Raw genomic sequence first — 22138 nt, forward strand, 5'->3', positions numbered from 1 at the left:
CCAATTAGTGGTTTAACTAGGCATGAAAATCAATAATCATCGTTTCTAAGGACTATTTTGGAGAAGTAAACTGTCAATAATCAGTAGTTGGTAAGCAGATTCAGCCACAGCAGCAACAAAACTAATATCTATTTTATCAGCTGTATCACTCGGTTGATGATAATCCTTATGCGTGGGTACCCCAAAGTAAAGCCAAGGGATCTTTGCTTTATGCAAAGGGTAATGATCAGATGCCCTTAAAAAATCAACGCTGATGACACTGCCATCAAATGATCTCGGCTGTCTGGTTTTAACGCAAAGTTGGTTTGACTGCGTTATAGATTGTTGCATGAGTTTAAATGAGTCAAAGCGCCTTGCCCCTTCAATATAGATAGCATGACGTCTATCGGGGCGTCCTATCATATCTAAATTAATGGCAAGCTCTATTTGGGATATTCGGGGTTGGGTATTAACTTCGGTAAACTTATCAACTAGCGCGTAGGCGCCGTATAATCCCGGTTCTTCGGCATCGGTCGCGACGAAGAGTAGATTGATATCACTTGCTTGAGTGACCGCGTGCTGAGCTAATTGCAGTAAACCTGATACCCCGGAGGCGTTATCATCGGCACCGTGATAAATTCGCGATCCTTTGCTGCCCAGGTGGTCGTAATGCGCCAACACTATTCGCCATTGCTTTGTCGGTGTTTGGGCTAATACTACTCCAGCAATATTAATCCCAACTTTGTCAGAAAAAGAGACTGAGTAACTAAAGGGATGCTGGTAGTCGCCTTGCCATGGTGTAAGGCCAATCTGTTGAAAGCGATCAATGAGATAACGCCTTGTTAAGGCAGCCCCCTCTGATCCGGTATCCCGTCCTGCAAAATCATTTGAGGCCAGTTGTGTTATATCGGCGCTGATTTGAGTATGGTCAGCCCAATGAGATTGTGGATGCGTATTGCAGTGAGGAACACTGCTGCAAGCAATAAGAGTCGAGCAAACAATCGCCGCTAATAAACATCGCATGCAATTTCCCTATGCCAGTCAATATAAATATTACTTTGACGTTTACCCTACATATATCGCTTTGCTATAGCGACTTTTTTTTATCGCTAGCGTGCTCATTGAGCAACAACGGAGGGGGGGAGGTTAGCTTGTATTCGCTAGTACCTGAAAATAGGCGCTGTTTTACCCCAACCTGTACATGCGATTCTTCCTCTAAGTTGCCTATAGGTACACGTGCGACTGAACCATTAGGCAGTGCGATAGTGCTGGTTTGATTATTACTGTCAATCACTCGTGCTTTGATGGATTTACATTGACCAAACAATGGGTCAACCACAGCCAAAATGAGCAGGCCTAGTGTGAACACTAGGCCTGTGGCTAATAAAATATTACTACTTGGCATTAAGCTAATTTGTCTCTTTTACTTTGCTAAAAGCGGCTTTAAAAAGCGAGCTGTATGAGATTCAGTATTTTCAGCGACCTGTTCAGGGGTACCTGCTACCAAAATTGTACCACCACCAGAACCTCCTTCAGGGCCGAGATCGATAATCCAATCTGCCGTCTTAATCACATCTAGATTATGCTCAATGACCACAATGGTATTGCCATGGGATTTAAGGCGGTGCAATACATCGAGCAATAATTGGATATCAGCAAAGTGCAATCCAGTCGTGGGTTCGTCCAATATGTACAGCGTTTTACCAGTGTCACGTTTAGACAGCTCTTTTGCCAGTTTAACTCGCTGAGCTTCACCGCCAGAGAGTGTAGTGGCGCTTTGTCCTAAACGGATATATGACAAGCCAACATCCATGAGGGTTTGTAGCTTACGCGCTACGGCAGGAATGGCATCGAAGAAGGGTCTCGCTTCCTCTACTGTCATCTGTAGCACTTCGTGAATATTTTTACCTTTAAAGCGTACGTCTAACGTTTCACGGTTATAGCGTTGAGCTTTACAGTCATCACAGGGCACATAGACGTCGGGTAAAAAGTGCATCTCCACCTTAATCAGTCCATCACCTTGGCAAGCCTCACAACGACCGCCTTTGACATTAAATGAGAAGCGTCCTGGTAGATAACCTCGAGTACGTGACTCTTGTGTCGCTGCAAATAGTTCACGAATAGGAGTGAAAATACCGGTATAGGTTGCGGGGTTCGAACGCGGTGTGCGGCCAATGGGGCTTTGATCAATATCGACCACTTTATCGCAATGATCCATACCGACAATACTCTTGTAGGGTGCGGGTTCATCAACGGTAGCGCCGTTTAACTCTATATGGGCAATTTTATAAAAAGTGTCGTTAATTAAGGTCGATTTACCTGAGCCGGAAACCCCAGTAATACACGTGAATAGTCCGACAGGGATCTGTAAATCAACATCTTGCAAGTTATTACCTGAAGCACCAAATAGCTCGATGATTTGCTCTGGATCGAATTCGGTTCGCGCGGTTGAAATGTGGATCTGTTTTTCACCCGATAGGTATTGGCCAGTAATAGACTCTTTACACTCCAGCAGATCTTGCAGCGTGCCTTCACCAATAACTTGTCCACCATGTACGCCTGCACCGGGACCGATATCAATCACATGATCGGCCATGCGAATGGCATCTTCGTCATGCTCAACCACAATAACCGTATTACCGAGATCTCGCAGATGAATCAGCGTTTGCAACAAACGTTCATTATCACGTTGATGTAAGCCAATAGAGGGTTCATCTAATACATACATCACGCCCACAAGTCCGGCGCCAATTTGGCTTGCAAGACGAATTCGCTGAGCTTCTCCGCCTGATAGCGTATCGGCAGAGCGCGATAAGCTAAGGTAGTTAAGGCCTACATTGACTAAGAAGCCTAAACGTTCACGCACCTCTTTTAAGATTTTGTCGGCGATCTGGGCGCGCTGACCTGTTAGCTCAAGATTGTCAAAATAGTTCATGGCTTCGCCAATAGACCAATGTGTTAACACCGGCAGATTGAGCTCATTAATGAAAACGTTACGCGCTTCTTCACGCAGACGTGAGCCGCCACAGCTTTGGCAAGACTGAGTATTAACAAACTTGGTGAGTTCGTCGCGTACCGCATTGGATTCTGTTTCGCGGTAACGCCTATCCATGTTATTTAAAATTCCCTCGAAAGGGTGATTTCTGACCACGACATCGCCGCGGTCATTGATATATTTGAACGCGATGCTTTGTGTTCCAGAGCCATACAGCACAATTTTTCTGACATCATCTGTGAGTTGCTCGAAGGGCTTCTCTATATCAAATTTGTAGTGATCGGCTAACGAGGTGAGCATTTGGAAGTAATAGAAGTTACGTCGATCCCAACCTCGAATGGCACCGCCCGCAAGTGACAGTTCAGTGTTAGTTATCACTCTTTCGGGATCAAAGTACTGCTGAACACCAAGACCATCACAGGTTTGGCAAGCCCCTGCCGGGTTGTTGAACGAGAATATACGCGGTTCAAGTTCTGCCATGGAATAGCCACAAACAGGGCAGGCAAAATTAGCCGAAAAGACATGCTCTTCTGCTTTAGCTTTACCTTCTACAGGGTCCATACTGGTCACTTTGGCAATACCACCAGAGAGTTCCAGTGCCGTTTCGAATGACTCAGCTAAGCGTTGTTTAATGTCATCACGGACCTTAAAGCGATCCACGACCACTTCGATAGTGTGTTTTACATGTAGGTCGAGCTCTGGTGGATCGGTTAAATCCCACACTTCACCGTCAATTCGAGCACGAATATAACCTTGTGCCGATAAGCCTTCGAGTAGCTTTACGTGTTCACCTTTACGGGCGTTAACCACTGGGGCAAGTAACATGAGGCGACTGCCTTCTGGCATCTCAAGGACTTTATCGACCATTTGGCTGACAGTTTGCGCCGCTAATGGTTCGCCATGAGTTGGACAACGCGGTTCACCGATCCGGGCAAATAGTAGTCTTAAGTAATCATAAATTTCGGTAATCGTACCCACGGTCGAACGTGGGTTATGAGAAGTCGATTTTTGCTCGATAGAAATAGCGGGACTTAAGCCTTCGATGTGATCAACATCGGGCTTTTCCATTAAACTTAAAAACTGACGAGCGTAGGCGGATAATGACTCTACATAGCGTCGTTGCCCCTCAGCATACAAGGTATCGAATGCTAATGAGGATTTGCCTGAACCTGATAGCCCGGTGATAACAATTAGTTTGTTACGGGGAATGGTTAGGTTGATGTTTTTAAGATTGTGGGTTCGAGCGCCACGTACTTCAATATATTCCATCTAGCGTTCAGATCTCAAAGCCGAAAAAAGTGGTTAAGTATCTCACAAATCCGGGCGAGGCAATAGACAAAGTGAGTTATCAATTGTAGGAGACATATGTGGATTTTGCAGGAAAAACAAAGGAAACCAAGCGAGCATGCGGCTTTGCAGTTAATGCTCAAAAGGTGACTTGAGTATACATCTTTTGCTTTTCCTTTTGGGTTAATGAAAAACTTCGTGGTAAACTGCGCGACTTAATTAGAGTTCACTGATCAGGGCGGGGGCAATGGCCAATAACGGACTTTCCAAGACTGAGAAAAAAGTCGCATTTTCTTTAGCGAGTGTATTTGGATTACGCATGATGGGTCTATTTATGATCATGCCTGTCTTCGCACTTTATGGACAGCATCTAGAAGGCTTCTCACCATTATGGGTGGGTATTGCTATTGGTGCCTATGGCTTAACGCAAGCAATTCTTCAAATCCCTATGGGGATCTTATCTGATAAATACGGCCGTAAACCCATTATCTTAATCGGGTTGTTGGTCTTCGCTCTAGGTAGTCTGGTTGCTGCTAATGCCGACACTATTTATGGCGTTGTTGCGGGGCGAGCCTTGCAAGGTATGGGCGCTATTGCCGCAGCGGTTCTGGCGTTAGCCGCCGATTTAACCCGCGATGAACAACGTACTAAAGTGATGGCCATTATCGGCATGTGTATTGGATTCTCCTTTGCATTATCACTCTTAGTCGGCCCCATTGTTGCGCAGCATTTAGGCTTGTCAGGCTTATTCTTTATGACCGCAGGCTTAGCTGTTCTAGGCATGTTGATCGTACAGTTATTAGTGCCAGACCCAATTTCACAAGCACCTAAAGGCGACACCGTCGCAGCACCTGAAAAGCTGCGTCGCATGCTGGTCGACCCGCAATTATTTAGACTTGATGCTGGTATCTTTATTTTGCACCTGGTGTTAACCGCGGTGTTTGTTGCACTCCCTTTGGATTTAGTCGATGCAGGGCTTGCCAAAGAGGAACATTGGATGCTGTATTTTCCAGCATTTATGGGCGCGTTTTTCTTAATGGTGCCGCTGATTATTATTGGTGTTAAGCGTAATAATACTAAAGCAACGTTTCAAATTGCACTGCTGCTCATGATGGCCGCATTGGGTTCGATGGCACTATTTGCCGACAATCTGCTGGTATTGAGTATTGCAGTGGTGCTGTTTTTTACCGGTTTTAATTACCTTGAAGCCTCTTTGCCAAGTCTGATTGCTAAGTTTTGTCCTGCTGGCGATAAAGGTTCTGCAATGGGCGTATATTCTACTAGCCAATTTTTAGGCGCATTTTGCGGTGGTTTATTGGGTGGTGGCGCCTATCAGCTTGTGGGCGCTGAAGGGGTCTTTGCGGTTGCATTGGGCTTAATGTGCGTTTGGTTTTTACTGACTTTGGGTATGAAAAATCCAGTGTTGCTGAAGAGTTATACCTTAGAGGCTGAGGTCAGTGACAGACCCGGTGCAAAAGCAATGGCAACAGAATTGTCAGCGTTAATTGGCGTCGTTGAGGCCATAGTGGTACTTGAAGAAAAAGTAGCTTATTTAAGAGTAGATGACCATTTCGATTTGAAAGCAGCGCGAGCGGTACTTGGTTCTGCCAGTTAGCGGACGCCTTATAAAGTAAGATGTCATTTTAACTAAGAGCAATATTGCTATCAGTAGGTTAGTAATATTGTTCTTAGTAAGATCGCTCTTAGTCATAGTTTAGAAAGAATAATCGACAGAAAAACCACCAAAATCAAATATCGCATCATTATAATATTCATCGGTATCAGTCTTTTGTGCAAATTGCCCGTAGAATAATGACGTCGACCAACGCTCACTTATTTGGTACGCAATACTTCCCCATAAAGAGTCGGACTCATAATCTGATAAACCCGATAGTTTGTAGCCAACACTTGCAGAAATACTCTCGGTAAATTGATAGCCAGCCTCGACAGCAAGAGACGGAACGATAAAGATATCATCGTGTTCACTTAAGTTATCGCCATCGTAATTATCAAGTCGAATAGATTGACCGACAACAGTTAATCCAGCCCCTACATCCGCTTTCCAGGCACTGTCGGGAAGTAACTTAAACATATAGTCACCAGACAGCGACCAGCTACGATAGGCTGAAATGACTTCACTGCCCGTTGAGTAGTTTTTACCGCCAAAGTTTATATCTTCTTTTAATACTACAGTGTCTCTGGTTTCCAATGGGGTGAATTCAAAAGCGAGGTATTGTTGCTCATCGAGTCCCCATTTTAGCAGTGCTGAAGCATAAGTATTGGGTTCAGACTCTTTGCTGAAATCATTAAGATCAAAACTACTTTGACCCTGTTCGTAAATAGTATTTTCTTTGGTGTTAAAGCCACCAATTGACAGTGAGTAGCTGTGTTTAAGTTCACTCTTTTTTTCACCCCAACCGCTACTTCCTTTTGATGATGGCTGACTTTTATTGCCCGCAAGGCCGGGGGTATAACTCATGGCTAAGCCTATATGGTCTTCACCAAAGCTTGGTGCAATCACAAGATCTGTTCGATTATAAGGATCGGTAAAATATAAGCTGCTCATGACCGCAATAGAGGCACCCGCTAATACATCATCGACATAATGTCTGTTGGACCACAAGCGGCTGCCACCGACGAAGGCTGCTGCTGCGTACGCAGGGATCCCCCATGCGTTGCCATATCGATGGTGGATATAAGCCGCGCCAGAAAATGCCGCAGAAGTGTGGCCGGAAGGAAAAGAGTTTGCTTCACTGCCATCGGGTCTGAGGCGCTCATAGCCAAACTTGAGAGTGTGAGTAATAGCTGCAGTGGTGGCAACGCCTTTGGTTAACTGCCAGGCACCTTCTGTGTCACCAATCCATAAGCTACCAATCAAGGCTCCGGCTGGGAGGGCTATTTGTACAATATCGCCAACCTCCGAAATTGTGCCTGATTGACTTTCAAAAATCTCACTCTGTGCTTCAGCTATATTCGGCATAGATATAAGACAAATTGACGCAGCGATTGCTCGACTAATAACAGAAGCCTGAAAATGCATATAATAATCCTAAAGACAAAACGTGATTAAATTGTAATAACTGGAATAAGGTTAATGCATTGTTGCTAGGATGCAATATCTCTTTGGTTTTTAACAAGTGATCCTTGTAAGAGTGAAAGCTAATCATTCATCCATTTACTCTGCTGTGCGTCACTCATTATGTAGAAATTAGCTTGGTTTTAATGAGCGTAAATAGAAATTACGTAAGATTTATTGTTATTATCTCGTTGTTGTTTTTTATATTATCTTTTAAAATCAATATCTTTACTGTTAAATCCGTGTGGGTTATTTATCTTTCATTATAAATTGATGCAAGAAATAGTGATCATTCAGCATTGAGATAACAAGCATATTCTAATGTATGGACTTTATTGAATCGGGCTAGGTAACACTTAGTTCACTTAGTTCACATTGTTTACATATTAGCTGATATTGGCTAAAGTTATTTTCTGATATGTTGTTATTAGGCTGATATGTGACCCTATATTCAAACAAGTTCCAATCTTTATCCACGAGCATTAAACTTGCTGTCGCCTCTAGTATATTCTTGTTGTTACCCAGTTATTTAAATGCAATCTCAGTACAGTTTGAGACCTCAGTTTATGACCTTAGCTATTTAGCAACAGTTGAGTTGATGGGCTTTGCACTTGCTTCAATTCTTTGCTACTTCTTAGTTCGGTTTCGCTCTGTCAGGATTAATGAAACATTCGCTATTATTGTGTTAGCAGCAACGCACTTAGCGAGTGCTTACTGTGATGATATCAATATTTTTTTAGCATTAAGGGCTATTTCAGGCGTTGCGGCAGGGGTTATTCTTGTTTTAAGTTATGAGTCGTTATCTCAAGAGCTGAACCCCGATTTAGCCTTTGGTAAGGCTATTGCGCTGCAGATGCTATATAGCGGATTACTCTTCCTCGGATTACCCTATGTGATACAAGAGTTTGGTGTCGATAGCTTCTTTTTCTTATTAGCTAGCTTTAGCATCTTACTGCTTGCTTTACCAAAGTTTGAGATTATTGAACCCTTGGAGCAATTCAGTGTTGGAACTGCTGATCTAAATACTAAAATATTAGCCTTGGCTGCAGTATTCATGATTCTTTTGACCCATTCTGGCTGCTGGTCAATGTTGAGTGTAGTGGGAGACAAGCTGCTTATTCAGCCAAAAGAGCAAGGTAGGATCTTGGCCATGGGGACGATGTTTAGCTTGGTGGGGGCTATTTTAGCGAGCTTAGCATCTCTAAGTAGATATAAAAAAATGCTAACTATTTCAGCGTTGTTTGCACAAGCTGGAGTCATCATCCTGTTGTTTACGACCGAAAGTCAGTTACTTTATTTTGTCGCTGTTAGTTTGTTCATGATGTTTTGGAATTTCTTGCTGCCGCTGTTTATGGGGACTATTTCTGAAACTGACGAGCAAGGGGATATTATTAGGTTATCGGTGGCAGCTCAAACAACAGGAGCTGCATTGGGCCCCTATATTTTACTAAGAGGTTGGGTGCTGTCTGAACTGGTTGTTTTTCTGGCTATTACGTTAATGTGTATTCTCCCATTATTATCAAAGAGAAAAGTTTTTACAGAGAAAGGTTAGCGAGTTCAGGATACGTTATGTTTTATACCGTAGAAAAGCAGCACTATTTGGCACTGCTAGTATCTGTGCGCTGGTCTCTAGTGAGAAGTCGCTATTAGCTTGAATCCAAGTCTCAGCAAAGATAAAGCCAGCAGCTACTTCTACCTAGCTCATCATTTTTTTGCTGTTTGATAGTCATTTTTTGGTTTTACATATAACGAGTGCTATCAGCGCCGTTGAAGCAGGCAGTAAGCTCACCATCATTAATTGGCTCTTGCACAGGTGTGATGGTTAAATTTGTAGTTGAAAATACAGTAATTGATAGTACCAAAAGGGATGGTTTCATCGTCATTCCTTTAGATCTTAGTTCGTGTTACGTTTGTTTATGAGTTCATCTTGTCAAGGCTGTGCGAATGGTTTTGATTGGTACCCATCAAGTCATCGAATGGATTAAACATGCTCAATTTAGAACAGCTAAATGCATTTATCGCTGCTGCAGAAAAAGGTTCATTTTCTGCAGCAGCACGACATATTAGAAAAAGCCAAAGCTCGGTGAGTATTGGTGTAAGTAATTTAGAGTTAGATCTTGGGGTGACACTTTTTGATCGTTCAACTAAATACCCCACTTTGACAGAGCAAGGGGAGCGATTATATCAACAAGCTAAAATCTTGTTACGCCAAGCGGAACGAATAGAAAGTTATGCGCAAGGTGCGGTTGAGCAGGTTGAAGATCAAGTAACAATTGCGTTGGATCCGTTAGTCCCTCTTTATACTATCGATTCAACATTAGAAAAAATGGCACAAAAATTCCCCTTCACTCAAGTTAAGCTTGTTAAACTGAGTGGCGAGCATTTGTCTAAAGCAATTTTAAATGACGAGGTTAGTATTGGGATTGGCCTTCCTTCAAAGGCTGTGCCTGATAATCTAGATTTCGTTAATTTTTACGAACTTGAATGGACATGTGTATGCAGTCCTGATTCTAAATTTGCCGATATGGAACTCGTCGATAATGAAACATTAATTGCTGAACGACAAATCGTTTGTAGCAGTATGATTGAAAATGGTGCGCTTTCGGCTATTACTAAGATGTCCCAGCAAATCTGGCAGGCTTATGATCAAGATGATCTCATTAGACTTGTTGAGCAAGGGCTAGGTTGGGCTTTTCTTCCCAAAGGTCTTTTAGATGAGAAACTCGCTTTTGGCACTCTGATTGAATTTATGCCTGAATTTCAACGCTCTCGAATGGTGAGTACGGTAGAAATAACTTGGCGTTCTAATTTACAACATGGCCCAGTCGCTAACTTTATCATTGAAGAACTGACTAAATAACGTCATTTTCGACTGTATTTACAGAGCAAACCATAGCCCTAGTTTTATCTTCTGGCTAATTGACACTTATCGATTTTTAGCAATGTGAAGACCTTATTTAGAATATGTTTTCCGTTACTCTTTATTCTATAAGAACACGTAAGCAGTTAGGCTGATTACGTGTTTTCTATAGTGGTAATTAGCTTTGTGGGCAGTTGAAAGCTTCTCCAATCACAGTACTGCTGTAGGTGCCTTTGGTGCTTGAAATTACAGCGCCTTTGTCACTACCATAAGCCTCGATTCCTTCGTTACTATTATCGACACTTTTCTTTAATACAATGACATTTGCACCTAGCGCTGCAGCTTGATTCTTAGCTTCGTTACGGGCCCCGATCAGAATATCGCGATCAGCAGTGAAGTCTGCTGTCCACCAATTCCCTTGTGGGCTATCGACTTCACCGAGAAAATTACAGTTCTGCGGTTCTGCGTCCATTATTCTAATAGAAGCGGCATTACCGTCAAGTTGGTTAGCTGAGCAACCCGTTAGCGCTACTAAAGCAAGTGCGATAAAACTTTTTTCATAATCATTTCCTCAATCAATATTTGTTTTTTGATTCACGGTATTCCTTGGTTGAGGTGATCTCCTCATCGTTTTCCTGAATCATTTGGTTAGGATGTACTGGCAAGTCGAATAGGTAAACGATTCAATAGGTAGAGTAATGGAGGCTCAGGGTTATTAATTGGCGAGGTAATAAGTACAGAGACCGACATCAAGGATTAAGCCTTTGCGTATGAAGTAGCCCGCTGAGTTAACTATCTAAGGAGGTTTAGAATGACAGTAATAATGGAGTGAAGGTCAAACTGTACGAAAGGCTATAGCTCCCCTTGATAAGGGAGGTGAATAACCTTGGTTGATCATATTACTTATTTTTTTGGTTCCACCGACACAATCTCCTTTAACAACATGCTCACTCCGCTGTCGTTAGCACGGACAGCTACCATGATTAATTCAGTGTCCACATTTGGCTCTGAGCCGCATTTATTCCCATTCGATATTCGAATAGTAACTAACTTAAAGTATCTCTGCTTGTCTCGTATTATTACTCCATCAAAACGAAATTAAATTGTATTTAATAAACATTTGAAGGAATAACATTATGAAAACATCAATCAAAGCAATCGTCATCGCAGTTGCTTTAGCAACAACAATGGGTGCAGTGCAAGCAGCTGATGAAGTTAATCAAGCTACTTTTTATTCTGGTTATGACGTGAAAGATATACCAGCTGAGTCTTTTCAGTCTTGGCCTTATTACACCCATGCAAGTATGCACATTAAAGACTACTTACGTTACGGGGTATACGAAATGCCTGCATCTTCTAATCCAGCGCTTGTAACAGTCTCTCATTCATTAGATTTGTCTACAGAATTTAAAGACGGTCAAAGTTTTCGTGACAACTTAATTGAAACAAACACCAAAGGCTTCGTTGTGATGAAAAACAATGAAATATTGGCCGAGCACTACGACAACGGCTTCAAAAAAGGGATGGTTAATAATCTCCAGTCAGCCTCTAAAACCTATGTTGGTGTGTTGCTAGGTAAAGCAATTGATGCAGGTCTTGTTGACTTAGACGTTAAGGCAGAGCAATACCTGCCGGAACTGAAAGGCTCTATCATTGGTGGCGCCACAATTCGCAGTATCGCCATTATGGACAGTGGTATAGAAGCATTAAGTAATTACCATACTCCAGGGTCTAACGGTTATGAGTGGGAAAAAGAAATTGGCTTGCAAAATGCTGGAGAACCGGTCGGTCACTTAAAGGCCATCAAAGCGGCTAAGGCCAGTAAATTTAAGCGCGGTGAACACTGGGATTACACTGACCAGAACACGGATACCCTAGGACTGATACTTGCTGAAGTACACGGAAAACCTTTCCAAGTATTATTAGGGGACTTACATGAAGAGATTGGTGGTCACGATATTATTGAGATAGCCAAAACCTCTGATGGCACAACGTCACCCTCGTTTGGTATTAATACTAGCGCGGTGGATTATGCTTTATTCGCCCAGTATATAGCGCAAGGAAAAGCGGGTGTATCTTTCTACAAAGAATTAGCAGATACAAGCAACGATGTGCTAAATCAAACTGATGCAGGCACTATGCTTTCAGCTGCTGGAGCAATGACTTACGACATGCAGTCGTACACCATTGCAGATAAAAACATTATCGTGTCATTCGGCTCATTCGGTCAGCTTGCATTCAGTGATATGACTAACGGTATAACGGTCATTAATCAGCAAGATTGGGCTGATAATGTTGAAGCAGAAAAAGCAGTAGATACTATTGAGCGAAGTGTCGCAATCATCGAACAGCTGCGTAAGTAAGCATTAAGTAGCTGCAAGATTGAAAGAGCTGAAGTCAGCTCTTTCTTTGCTTTTAACATCGTTTGCACCTTTAATAACGTGTAATTCTGGCAGTTTGATTACATCAGACTACATCGCACTATCAACGTACGAAGCAGTTTATCAATTCACATTTGCCTTTCTTAATATGGATGGCGAATAGAGGCTACTGCTTATACACCTCGCTTTATTGGTTCCACCAAAACGAACGACCTTTAATTAAATGTTCACGCTGCGGTCGTTAGTACGGTCACCAAGCATCATTAATTTCTCCCTTAATTCAGTACAACATATGATTCTGAGCCGCATCGCTTGCCATTCGTTATTCGAATAGTAGCTAACTTAGAATATCTCTGTTTGTCTCGTATTATTACTCCATCAAACGCAGCTAAATCGCATTTAATAAACATTTGAAGAAATTACATTAATAACAAACAAACAAACACATACAGAGGTAGTTACCATGAAAAAACTAATCAGCATTTTATTGATATCCATGTTATCCAGCACAGTTTCTGCTGAGTTTATTGGAACAGGGTCATCTAGCGGAGCATCATCAGTAAAATCCATTGCAAGCATGTCTGACGATCAATACGTTACTTTGGAAGGATATCTCGTTAAGCAGATTCGTTCTGAGCATTACATTTTTAAAGATGCGACAGGCGAAGTTGAAGTTGAAATTGACCATGAAGAGTTGAACGGCATTGCTGTCACGCCTTCAACAAAGATTAGAATAGCAGGCGAAATAGATAAAGAGTGGACTAAAACAGTTGTAGATGTTCATCATCTGGCGCTAGCCCAATAAGGTAATCAGTCAGTCATGCAGTCAACCAGTTAGTTTATAGGTTGATTACATGGCCTTTTTTTATTAAAAAGCCCCCCTATTTGAGCAAGCAGCTGATTAAGTTAATCAAGCTACTTTTTATTCTGGTTATGATGTGAAAGAGATACCAGCCGAGTCTTTCCAGTCTTGGCCTTATTACACTCATGCAAGTATGAATATTAAAGACTATTTGCTTGTAAAATCGTCTGCACTTTTAATAACGTGTAATTCTGGAAGTTTGATTACATCAGACTACATCAGACTACATCAGACTACATCAGACTACATCAGACTACATCGCACTATCAACGTACGAAGCAGTTTATCAATTCACATTTGCCTTTCTTAATATGGATGGCGAATAGAGGCTACTGCTCATACACCTCACTTTATTGGTGCCACCGAAACAAATTATCTTTAATCAAATGTTCGCTCCGCGGTATTAGCACGGACACCTGCCATCATTAATCTCTCCTTTAACTCAGTATCCACATATGATTCTGAGCCGCATCTCTTTCCATTCGATATTCGAATAATAGCTAACTTAAAGTATCTCTGTTTGTCTCGTATTATTACTCCATCAAAACGAAATCAAATCGCATTTAAAAAACATTTGAAGGAATTACATTATGAAAAAGTCTATTTTAGCAACCGCCACAATCGCAGCTCTTTCTTTCAATGTTGCAGCGGCTAATGTTGCGGGTGATGTACTTGATTACTATCAACCAGAGCGTACTGCAGTACAGAATGGCGCCGTCATTGTCGACTTAACCGGTCAAGGTAGCGAAGCCATAGCCCAAAAGTTAGCGACTATGCCTCGTGGTGAAGCAGAGCAAGCAGTCATCGAAATTGCAAAAAATGCAGTTGAAAATAACCGTAAAGTCGCACCTGAGTATGTTGCCATCATGGAACGCCAAGCTGAAATTAGAGGCGTACCCGTTCATATGTTGTTCGCGGCCATCGCACAAGCGGATTGGGACATCAACAAAGGGTTTGTTAATGCTGACGATACTGCTTCATTACAAAAAGCCGCCGAATCGATGAATGGCTGCACAACCCTAGCCTTTGCCGAAACGGGTATTGTCGGATTAAACAATGATTTGAACATTGGTTTTTTACATGAAGGTGATACTTCAGTCATTAAAACAGATGACACTATTTTCTTAGCCACTGATGGTGGTCACTTCCAAGGTATGGGCAAACACACTGCTGCAGTCCTTAACTTCATGGGGGAGCCAAGTGGAGCATCAGCAACTGTTGACACTCAAAATGTCATCACTACCGATGCCGCTTTTGCCGCTATTACATCGTCTGCCAGCGTGAAAGAGGCCTTTAACAAACTTAAAGATTACACAACTCACGTCTCATTAAACTTTACCGTGGCAGATGATTCTGGCGACTATGGTTCAATTGAAATGACAACCAATGGTACTCGTATCGTTCGTGGTGAAGGCGGTATTGCTCACGCCAATCATACGGCAGAAATGCGTGCTGAATTTTTATCTCATACACCTTTGCGCCAAGCCAATGAAAAATTTGTTGATACCTTCGCTCGTGAAGATGCAGGTAATACTTTCATTAGCTATGCAAAAGAGCGTGATGTGAATGGCATGAAGTACATCTTGCAGCAAAAGCCTATTAACATCACAAAATATAGCTCTGACTTCGTGACTGTCGAGTCTGTCATCTTCGATACTGTGAATGGTTGTGCTTATGTAGCAGGTGACAACCCACTCTTCTCAGAATACACGCAAGTTTGTTTCTAAGGTCAAGTGAGTAACCTCTTTAAAGGGGTTACTCATTGAATAACAATTTATTCATTTGAATACTCGTAAAAAATTGAGTCTGTTTTGACACAAGATAAAACCATATTAATTGTAAAAACATCTAGGAATTTAACATGAAAAAATTAATTAAAAACACAGCCATTATCATTACGTCTTCACTGATTTATCTAAGCTCGTCAGCAATCGCAGCTGAAATAGAAGGTATTATTAGTTCAGTTGATAATCAACAGCAAACAATTGAGATCCATAACACTAAGTTATTGGTTGATAACCGCACACGTATCGAAAATTCACGAATGAACTTTTCAGATTTACGTCCTGGTATGTATGTCGAAGTGGATTATATATATCTAAATAATAAGTTGGTCGCTACAGAGATTGATTTAGACGACTAAGAAAGTGCTTCATATTTTAAACCTTAATAAACTGAAAGGGTGAGAACCAAAATGAACGCAAACTGGAAAAATAAAATGCTGCTATTAGCCGTCGCGGTCGGTATGACGGCTTGCGCATCTCCTAGTACACAAGTAGGTAAAAGTGCACAAACAGGTGCTACTTTAGGAGCCTTTACCTCACTTATTCTAGGTGGTGATACCGAAGATATTATTGTAAGTGCAGCCGTTGGCGGAGTCGGCGGTGCACTCGTTGGTGGCGCCAAGGCGCAAGAACAAGAAGCTATAAAAGCCAATGTGATTGCCAAAAGTGAATCACAACAAAAACTTCGAATTGAACAAGAGCGTCTTGAACTTGATAAAGTGCAACAGCGTAGTGAAGATAAAATGAAGTTACGCACTACAATGACCGCAAACAATGCCTTGTTAGATGACGTTCCGCTTCTTGAAAGAGCGTATGGGAAAGACAATGTTGATGGTATTTTGGCCTTAAGAGATTGTCATCATGTAAAAGCTAGAGTGTATGCTTCAGCGGCCGAAAATAGCAGTGTAGCAAGTGCTAAATTAGCCAGCGTGTGGTTGAAGGCATTGATTGCTGTAGACGAACATAATGATGCCAAGGCTCAATTAGCTTTTGAACGTTTGATTGAATTAGATCCTGATGTTTCAAATAGTCGTCAAGCAAAAGATTTTGCAAATGACACAATGGCAGATATTCGCGCAGACAGAAGATCATTTTCAATTTCTTGCGTTATTTAATGAGCTTTAATAGCCTGGGTTACCAATAGTGGTCAATATAAAAACGTTCCCTTAATTATCTTGAAATTATCTGCTAATAATCTAATAAAAGGTTGGGGAACGTTAACAGAAATTATTTTTTAGCTAAAGTGATTAGAATCTATAATCCACTTCTAGAAGGTATAAAATGACCTGCTCGACAAAATTAATTACTTGTTAATGTGAATCCGTTGTGGCGGTTCAAGCGGTTCTTCAAAGCCAAAGTCGCCAGTAATAATTACGTTAAGATCAGTAGCTGTCGATATCACTCGTTATTAATTTGCTAATAAAACTGGCGTTATTAAAAAGAGAGGACTTTTTGTTGCAACCACTAAATATAGCGATATTTCATCTAGGTTAGTGTCAAATGAAGCAACTTGGTCATTAGGTAATACAAGCATTTTAAAATTTAGTATTCCTCAAATAACGATTGCTGCAACGGCCCAAAAAGTCGGTAAGCCAATCACGATAAAAGCTTCTTTTGGCGGGCCAGAGGACGCTATCACTTACGTCGTTACTGCTCCTTAATCTATTAGCTTAGCCATTTATCTAAGCTCCCAATCGTTTGGCTATTGGGCGCAATAGCATTTTTCACGCAAAATATTGGATGGCAGGTCAAAGTGCGCTTGACGCCACCAGAGAGGAAATTGGCACCCTAGCGTTTAAATAAAATTTAAACGTCATAACTATCAAGGCTAATATAATCTATATAGAAGCCGCTGCAAGGCTCGCAAAGATATCCCTAATTATACTTAGACTCGCTCAACGCGTGAAAGTCTATGACTAGTCATGATTGGGAAACTTGAATAGTGATTGATGATTGTATTTATTAGCGAATGAACTCGCTGGGTAATAGATCTAATTCATTTTTTAAATAAAATGAGCCTACAAGTTCGACTCTGGATCCTTTCGTGCTTAACGGCATTAATCAGCCCACCCTTTGAAGATGCTATTTCGCGAGCTATATTTATTACTCCTTTTTCGTTGCCCGTTCCCAATATTGTGGTTGATGGCGTTACTGGCAAGCCTCTCTTGTATAGAGCTATCAACAGGTTTTAATTCGGTGATGCAGGGGAGATACCGCGTTATCCTATGGAAGTTTTGAACTCTAGCTTGAGAGCTGCCTATTAGTCTCATCGCGACCAATAAGGGCATACTGTCGATGTGGTTAATGAAATATTCTGTTAGGTATTTTGTGATCAAGTTTCACCGGTGATGTGACAATAAATTGCACCTTGTCGGTAGCTATAAGCAATACCCATTTATTAGCCATAGAGTATTTCAGTAGACAAGTTAGTGAGTGTCACTGATGTGTAGCAACGACACTCACAATGGTAACGCCACTCTACAGCATTGGCATTAGTGAGCGATGGCGAAAATGTCGGATGAATTGATTATTACTAAGATAGTATTTTGTTAGAGCGGAGCTTATAGCAATCGACAAAGAGAGAGTCGGTAGTAACTAGAATGGTTATCTATAATATGTAAAACACCGCTATATTAATTAGCGGTGTTTTTATTATGAATAATAGAGCCTTAGCTTTAGAAGTAGTAGTTTGCTTGGAACCAAGTCACAGTATCCGCTTTCATGCTACCAAACTGATTTTTGTGCTCAGCAGTATATTCAACTTTGGCACCCACAGAGATGTTATTTGTAACCATAAAGCCACCACCGACCTCTATTTGGTTGATAAACTCTTTGTTTTTTAAGTGATAAGTCGTTTTGGGGTTAGCGTACAGCCAGTGACCAGCATCAAATCCATACATGGCATACACGCCTGCTTGTGCAATACCTGAGCGGTCGTACTTGTTATCTTCCATTGGACGTTTAACTTGTGTTGCACCACCACTCAACATCGGGAAAATTGAGATATTATCAGAGACCTGGAACTTATAGATAAGTCCACCAAGTACTGTTTGAGAGTTGGCATCAGCCAGTACATCTATTGAATATCCAAGGCCATCGGTGACATGGAAGTAGCGCCCACGACCATTCATCTCTCCGGTTTTGTTATCAGCTGCAAGATCCAATGAGAAAATATTGCTGCCGAATCCCATCATGCCATTTAGTTGGGTGGTATCTTTACTTGCTGAAATACCAACAGTAGAGAAACTCGCGGTAGGGTCACCATAATTCACCTCTGCTTCAGGCTCAGCTGCCATAGCGTTAAATGAGAATAAGGTAGCGATAGATAGTGCTGCGACTGTTGCTGTCAGTTTTGAATTAAGTGTTTTCATGGTCATTCCTCTGGGATTAGGTTGTTATAATTAACTGACGCCAGTATCCCAGAAGGTAAGAAATAGATTAAGTTAGGTATTATTGCTAAATCGAATACTTTGTAATGTTGAGGTCTTAAATAGTCATTAGGTTATATTGTTGTTCGTAGAATTTAATCTTTTGGCCATGTATTCACGGAGTGTTTAATTTATAACTCATGAAGTATTTTATTTGTAGAGTAGGAGAGGTTAAGCACTTAGTTTAACTAATAGTTAGAGATTAATTACATTTTTAGGTTGTTTGTTTTTGATGTCATAAGGTGAGTAATTAACGCAGGGTGTATTTAGAGCTAGATAATATTTTTCAAATCGCAGGTTAATAGTTTGATAGGTACTACTATTTTTAGCTGAATTAGCATTAGAGTGATGTCAGAATTAGATTGTGGGAATTTAATAATCAACTTGTGTTGTTAAGTTTTCGCCTGACTATATTTTTACATATTTAGCCATATATTCTTTGTCGAACTTTGTCGTTAATGGAACTTTGTCGTTAATGGAACTTTGTCGTTAATGGAACTTTGTCGTTAATGGAACTCAGGTGAATTGAACTTTGAACATACATTGTAGTTAGAGGTACTACAATAAAAAATTCTCTAGCAATGTTTGGATATGAAGTTGTTCATCTAGCATCGTTTCATAAATAACAAAAAAGGACAATAAAGAGACAGTTGTAATGAAAATTACCGCCTTATCTAGCATGTTTGTCTTATCTGTTTTGTTATTTGGATTTTGCTGCTGTTGCAGAACATTATTTAATAGTGAACTTAAGTGTTTACTTGACATTTTATTGCTCCTCAATGTTTGTCTGCGGCTATTATCCAATCAAAACACTTATACCAATAACTACATTGTATTCGAATAACGAATAGCATCTTGAGGACTAGCTCAATCAAGCTTTTATGTATTCGTTTCACCAATAGTTACTAACTTAGGAAAGTTTGCTAACTCCGATAAGGTAAGAAGAGATCCCAACTAAGGTTTGTTAAATTTAAACAATTAGATAGAGTTCATTAGATGCTAGCGTCTTTAGTCTTCCTATTTTGTACTGGTATAAAGCAGGTGGTGTTAATACCCGTTGGATTGTCTGCTGATGGAATTAGCTGTTGCATGAATTTAGATCTCTTTACAGCGAGTTTCAGCTTATTTAAGCCACATCTAACAGAGAATAGGTGTGTTAAATGAAGAAGGTTGGCAGGGCAAGGTTTAGCAAACATCATGACTTGGGGTTAGGCCGCTTCTCAAAATAGGCAGTACTGAGAAGCCTTACTTATTAAGATGGGAGAACCCTTGATGATTTATCTAGTGCGATACAGTTTTAATTATCAGCACAAGAATAAGCACACCAGCGAGCGTCTAACAGACAAAGTTTTTGTCAATGATAGAACGCTTCAAGGCGCTAAAGTACAAGTTACACGCCGCGCAGTAAGCGAGGACTTGAAGGGCTTTAAGATTATTTCAGCAGAAGTGATGTTATAGCTATTGATTATCCTTTGCTCTATATGCTGCTCATTTTTCTTTTCAAAGCAGGCTTAGCTTCAACTAGGCCTCTTATCTCTAAGCTCTCTCAATAATACTTATTCATAAAAATGTTATGACAAATACAGCACTCATATAAATAGCTCACAACAATGCAAGTGTGCTTATCCCTTTATGGTTTTATCAACTCAAAATAAACCATTCGATTTTCGAATGGTAACCAACTCCTTGTATTGGCTGTTGCTGAGTAAAATAGCCTCAAGATTTACACACTAACTACATGAGGTACGACTATGAAACTTAAAAATCTATTACTGACAGCCACTCTTGCACTTACTTGCGTAGCGACTAGCTCATATGCAGATTACTGCGACGATACGTTGGGAGAGATGGTCGGTGGCGCTTTAGAAGGTGGTCTCGTTGGCACCGGCTTGGGTGCAATAGCTGATGGTAGAGGCGGGGCTATGCGTGGAGCACAAATTGGTGCTGCCGTTGGTGCACTTGACGGGCTTATTGAAGGAGAGATCAAGCGTGACCGCTGTCAGCGAGACATGCGAGATCTCGAGGATGGCCTAATCATGGATGAGCTTGATGATATGGCAATTGAAGATGCCATTACCGATGACATAATCTTTAACGACTAATAGTCAAATTTACGCGCCGAGTGATCTCTGCGCGTGTATTCCTTGGGGGAGTCAACATGAACAATCGTAGTATTAAACCCGCTTTAACTGCAGCCGCGATATCGCTAATGATGTTGCCTAGTCTTGCCTCTGCAAGCTTTATGGATGGTTTTACCGATCCTAAAGATGGGCGTATAGATGCAAGTCAGTGGATCTTGGATAACTCAGCAGGCTTTATGCCTATTCCACTGATTATTACAGAGCCGGCAGTAGGGACGGGCGGTGGTGCTGCGTTGTTGTTCTTTCATGAAACTGATGAGCAGAAGGCTAAGCGAGAACTATATCCCGATGAAGTCACTAATATTCCACCCAGTGTCACGGGTGTTGTTGGTGCAGCGACGAGTAACGGCAGTAAACTTGCTGGTGTGTTCCACTCCGGAAACTGGCAAGACGACAATATACGTTACTTAGGCGGTATATTTGGTGCTGAGTTTAACTTGAAATACTATGGTGAAACATCAGGTCAAGCCAACAACTTTAATATAAAGGGCTTGTACTTCTTTCAAGATATCGATTTTAGAATAGCGGGCAGTAACTTCTTTCTTGGTGCCGATTACGTCAATATGAATTCAGAAGCATCTTTTGATATGTCTTCGATGCTGCCTGGCGTCGATCCTCTCGCACTGGACAGTAATGACGCACACGTAGGCCTTAAGGTCACATACGATAGTCGTGATAACCAATTCTCAGCTAGGACAGGAACCAAAGCGGGTCTCAAAGCCAATATGCATGGCAAAGGTGTTGGTGGTGACTTTGACTATCAGGATTATCATGCATTTGTTCAGACCTATCATCGAGTGGCACCAAAGTGGGGCGTTGCTATGCGACTTGATGCTAAATCAACCACAGACGGTGCACCATTTTACGCTAAGCCCTTTATTGATATGCGCGGCATGGCGGCAATGCGCTATCAAGCTGACAATACCGCGCTTGCTGAAGTTGAAGTTAGCTATGACATCGATGATCGATGGACAATACTCGGCTTTGCTGGCACCGGTAAAGCGGTTAATAACGATCAAAGTTTTAATCAGGCTGAATGGCAAAATGCTCAAGGAGCTGGCTTTAGATATCTGCTAGCACGCCAACTTGGTTTAAGAACCGGTATAGATATTGCCAAAGGGCCAGAAGAGTGGACCATGTATTTGCAGTTTGGTGGGGCTTGGTAGTTGCCTGCTAACTTTTTATTCGAGAAGGAGCTTTGTTGCTCCTTTTCCGCATAAGAATCCTCAAGTAATCATGCTTGAGTACAAAGTGATTAGACACAGACTAATAATCTAAAACGCTTCAGTATGTAAGCTTAAAGGAGTGATTTGGAATAACGGCTTATTCTTCGTCATACTACAGC

At 41.4% G+C, this 22138-nt stretch carries 19 protein-coding genes; 11 read left to right on the plus strand and 8 right to left on the minus strand.

The annotated features are described in order from the left end of the window. Positions 1-45 precede the first annotated feature (45 nt). The 3 genes from CXF83_RS04225 to uvrA form a co-directional block, all read right to left on the minus strand. Positions 46-1002 (minus strand): M28 family peptidase, encoded by a 957-nt coding sequence (locus tag CXF83_RS04225; RefSeq protein WP_101089443.1) that lies wholly within the window; start codon positions 1000-1002, stop codon positions 46-48. A gap of 64 nt (positions 1003-1066) precedes the next feature. Then, on the minus strand, positions 1067-1384 hold the full coding sequence (locus tag CXF83_RS04230) for a hypothetical protein (protein WP_101089442.1): 318 nt from the start codon (positions 1382-1384) through the stop codon (positions 1067-1069). 18 nt (positions 1385-1402) lie between these two features. Beyond that, positions 1403-4243 (minus strand): excinuclease ABC subunit UvrA, encoded by a 2841-nt coding sequence (gene uvrA / locus CXF83_RS04235; protein WP_101089441.1) that lies wholly within the window; start codon positions 4241-4243, stop codon positions 1403-1405. Between the two features lie 265 nt (positions 4244-4508). Here uvrA and CXF83_RS04240 point away from each other — a divergent pair, with 265 nt between their 5' ends. Next, entirely contained in the window at positions 4509-5876 is a 1368-nt protein-coding gene (locus CXF83_RS04240) for an MFS transporter (RefSeq protein WP_101089440.1), read from the plus strand. 99 nt (positions 5877-5975) lie between these two features. On the opposite strand, the gene CXF83_RS04245 is transcribed toward CXF83_RS04240, so the two are convergent. Next, a complete protein-coding gene (locus CXF83_RS04245; RefSeq protein WP_101089439.1) occupies positions 5976-7301 on the minus strand; it encodes a phosphatase PAP2 family protein in 1326 nt (441 codons plus the stop codon). A 475-nt stretch (positions 7302-7776) separates the two neighbouring features. Between CXF83_RS04245 and CXF83_RS04250 the strand changes: the two genes are divergently transcribed. After that, complete coding sequence (locus CXF83_RS04250; protein ID WP_101089438.1) at positions 7777-8889, plus strand: MFS transporter; 1113 nt, start codon at positions 7777-7779, stop codon at positions 8887-8889. A 187-nt stretch (positions 8890-9076) separates the two neighbouring features. On the opposite strand, the gene CXF83_RS22465 is transcribed toward CXF83_RS04250, so the two are convergent. Beyond that, entirely contained in the window at positions 9077-9214 is a 138-nt protein-coding gene (locus CXF83_RS22465) for a hypothetical protein (RefSeq protein WP_157822878.1), read from the minus strand. A 110-nt stretch (positions 9215-9324) separates the two neighbouring features. Here CXF83_RS22465 and CXF83_RS04255 point away from each other — a divergent pair, with 110 nt between their 5' ends. After that, a complete protein-coding gene (locus tag CXF83_RS04255) occupies positions 9325-10197 on the plus strand; it encodes a LysR family transcriptional regulator (RefSeq protein WP_101089437.1) in 873 nt (290 codons plus the stop codon). 178 nt (positions 10198-10375) lie between these two features. Here the strand turns inward: CXF83_RS04255 and CXF83_RS04260 are convergent, their stop codons facing one another. Beyond that, on the minus strand, positions 10376-10744 hold the full coding sequence (locus CXF83_RS04260) for a DUF4156 domain-containing protein (protein ID WP_269801703.1): 369 nt from the start codon (positions 10742-10744) through the stop codon (positions 10376-10378). A gap of 589 nt (positions 10745-11333) precedes the next feature. Here CXF83_RS04260 and CXF83_RS04265 point away from each other — a divergent pair. From CXF83_RS04265 to CXF83_RS04285, 5 genes are all read left to right on the plus strand, one after another. Further along, positions 11334-12560: a serine hydrolase gene (locus CXF83_RS04265; protein WP_101089435.1), complete on the plus strand. Its 1227-nt coding sequence runs from the start codon at positions 11334-11336 to the stop codon at positions 12558-12560. Between the two features lie 481 nt (positions 12561-13041). Then, on the plus strand, positions 13042-13383 hold the full coding sequence (locus CXF83_RS04270; RefSeq protein WP_101089434.1) for a YgiW/YdeI family stress tolerance OB fold protein: 342 nt from the start codon (positions 13042-13044) through the stop codon (positions 13381-13383). 647 nt (positions 13384-14030) lie between these two features. Further along, on the plus strand, positions 14031-15167 hold the full coding sequence (locus CXF83_RS04275) for a carcinine hydrolase/isopenicillin-N N-acyltransferase family protein (RefSeq protein ID WP_101089433.1): 1137 nt from the start codon (positions 14031-14033) through the stop codon (positions 15165-15167). A gap of 134 nt (positions 15168-15301) precedes the next feature. Beyond that, positions 15302-15583, plus strand: a complete 282-nt coding sequence (locus CXF83_RS04280) for a DUF5666 domain-containing protein (protein WP_101089432.1) — start codon at positions 15302-15304, stop codon at positions 15581-15583. A gap of 51 nt (positions 15584-15634) precedes the next feature. Beyond that, a complete protein-coding gene (locus CXF83_RS04285; protein ID WP_101089431.1) occupies positions 15635-16339 on the plus strand; it encodes a hypothetical protein in 705 nt (234 codons plus the stop codon). A 1560-nt stretch (positions 16340-17899) separates the two neighbouring features. Here the strand turns inward: CXF83_RS04285 and CXF83_RS04290 are convergent. Both CXF83_RS04290 and CXF83_RS04295 read right to left on the minus strand, forming a co-directional pair. Beyond that, positions 17900-18595: a hypothetical protein gene (locus CXF83_RS04290; protein WP_198553505.1), complete on the minus strand. Its 696-nt coding sequence runs from the start codon at positions 18593-18595 to the stop codon at positions 17900-17902. A gap of 615 nt (positions 18596-19210) precedes the next feature. Beyond that, the gene (locus CXF83_RS04295; protein WP_101092470.1) at positions 19211-19417 is read right to left on the minus strand and encodes a hypothetical protein; all 207 of its coding nucleotides are present in this window, start codon (positions 19415-19417) and stop codon (positions 19211-19213) included. A gap of 504 nt (positions 19418-19921) precedes the next feature. Here CXF83_RS04295 and CXF83_RS04300 point away from each other — a divergent pair. The 3 genes from CXF83_RS04300 (at position 19922) to CXF83_RS04310 (ending at position 21959) form a co-directional block, all read left to right on the plus strand. Next, positions 19922-20110 (plus strand): hypothetical protein, encoded by a 189-nt coding sequence (locus CXF83_RS04300; protein ID WP_145991709.1) that lies wholly within the window; start codon positions 19922-19924, stop codon positions 20108-20110. 293 nt (positions 20111-20403) lie between these two features. Further along, positions 20404-20754, plus strand: a complete 351-nt coding sequence (locus CXF83_RS04305) for a hypothetical protein (protein WP_101092468.1) — start codon at positions 20404-20406, stop codon at positions 20752-20754. Positions 20755-20810: 56 nt separating this feature from the next. Further along, positions 20811-21959 (plus strand): BamA/TamA family outer membrane protein, encoded by a 1149-nt coding sequence (locus tag CXF83_RS04310; protein WP_198553507.1) that lies wholly within the window; start codon positions 20811-20813, stop codon positions 21957-21959. Positions 21960-22138 lie beyond the last annotated feature (179 nt).

The organism is Shewanella sp. Choline-02u-19 (assembly GCF_002836205.1).
In the GTDB taxonomy this organism is placed as follows: domain Bacteria; phylum Pseudomonadota; class Gammaproteobacteria; order Enterobacterales; family Shewanellaceae; genus Shewanella.

Coding starts and splice junctions, on each gene's coding strand:
- CXF83_RS04225 (WP_101089443.1), bottom strand. CDS start 1,002: ATGCGATGTTTATTAGCGGCGATTGTTTGCTCGACTCTTATTGCTTGC.
- CXF83_RS04230 (WP_101089442.1), bottom strand. CDS start 1,384: ATGCCAAGTAGTAATATTTTATTAGCCACAGGCCTAGTGTTCACACTA.
- uvrA (WP_101089441.1), bottom strand. CDS start 4,243: ATGGAATATATTGAAGTACGTGGCGCTCGAACCCACAATCTTAAAAAC.
- CXF83_RS04240 (WP_101089440.1), top strand. CDS start 4,509: ATGGCCAATAACGGACTTTCCAAGACTGAGAAAAAAGTCGCATTTTCT.
- CXF83_RS04245 (WP_101089439.1), bottom strand. CDS start 7,301: ATGCATTTTCAGGCTTCTGTTATTAGTCGAGCAATCGCTGCGTCAATT.
- CXF83_RS22465 (WP_157822878.1), bottom strand. CDS start 9,214: ATGAAACCATCCCTTTTGGTACTATCAATTACTGTATTTTCAACTACA.
- CXF83_RS04255 (WP_101089437.1), top strand. CDS start 9,325: ATGCTCAATTTAGAACAGCTAAATGCATTTATCGCTGCTGCAGAAAAA.
- CXF83_RS04265 (WP_101089435.1), top strand. CDS start 11,334: ATGAAAACATCAATCAAAGCAATCGTCATCGCAGTTGCTTTAGCAACA.
- CXF83_RS04270 (WP_101089434.1), top strand. CDS start 13,042: ATGAAAAAACTAATCAGCATTTTATTGATATCCATGTTATCCAGCACA.
- CXF83_RS04275 (WP_101089433.1), top strand. CDS start 14,031: ATGAAAAAGTCTATTTTAGCAACCGCCACAATCGCAGCTCTTTCTTTC.
- CXF83_RS04280 (WP_101089432.1), top strand. CDS start 15,302: ATGAAAAAATTAATTAAAAACACAGCCATTATCATTACGTCTTCACTG.
- CXF83_RS04285 (WP_101089431.1), top strand. CDS start 15,635: ATGAACGCAAACTGGAAAAATAAAATGCTGCTATTAGCCGTCGCGGTC.
- CXF83_RS04290 (WP_198553505.1), bottom strand. CDS start 18,595: ATGAAAACACTTAATTCAAAACTGACAGCAACAGTCGCAGCACTATCT.
- CXF83_RS04295 (WP_101092470.1), bottom strand. CDS start 19,417: ATGTCAAGTAAACACTTAAGTTCACTATTAAATAATGTTCTGCAACAG.
- CXF83_RS04305 (WP_101092468.1), top strand. CDS start 20,404: ATGAAACTTAAAAATCTATTACTGACAGCCACTCTTGCACTTACTTGC.
- CXF83_RS04310 (WP_198553507.1), top strand. CDS start 20,811: ATGAACAATCGTAGTATTAAACCCGCTTTAACTGCAGCCGCGATATCG.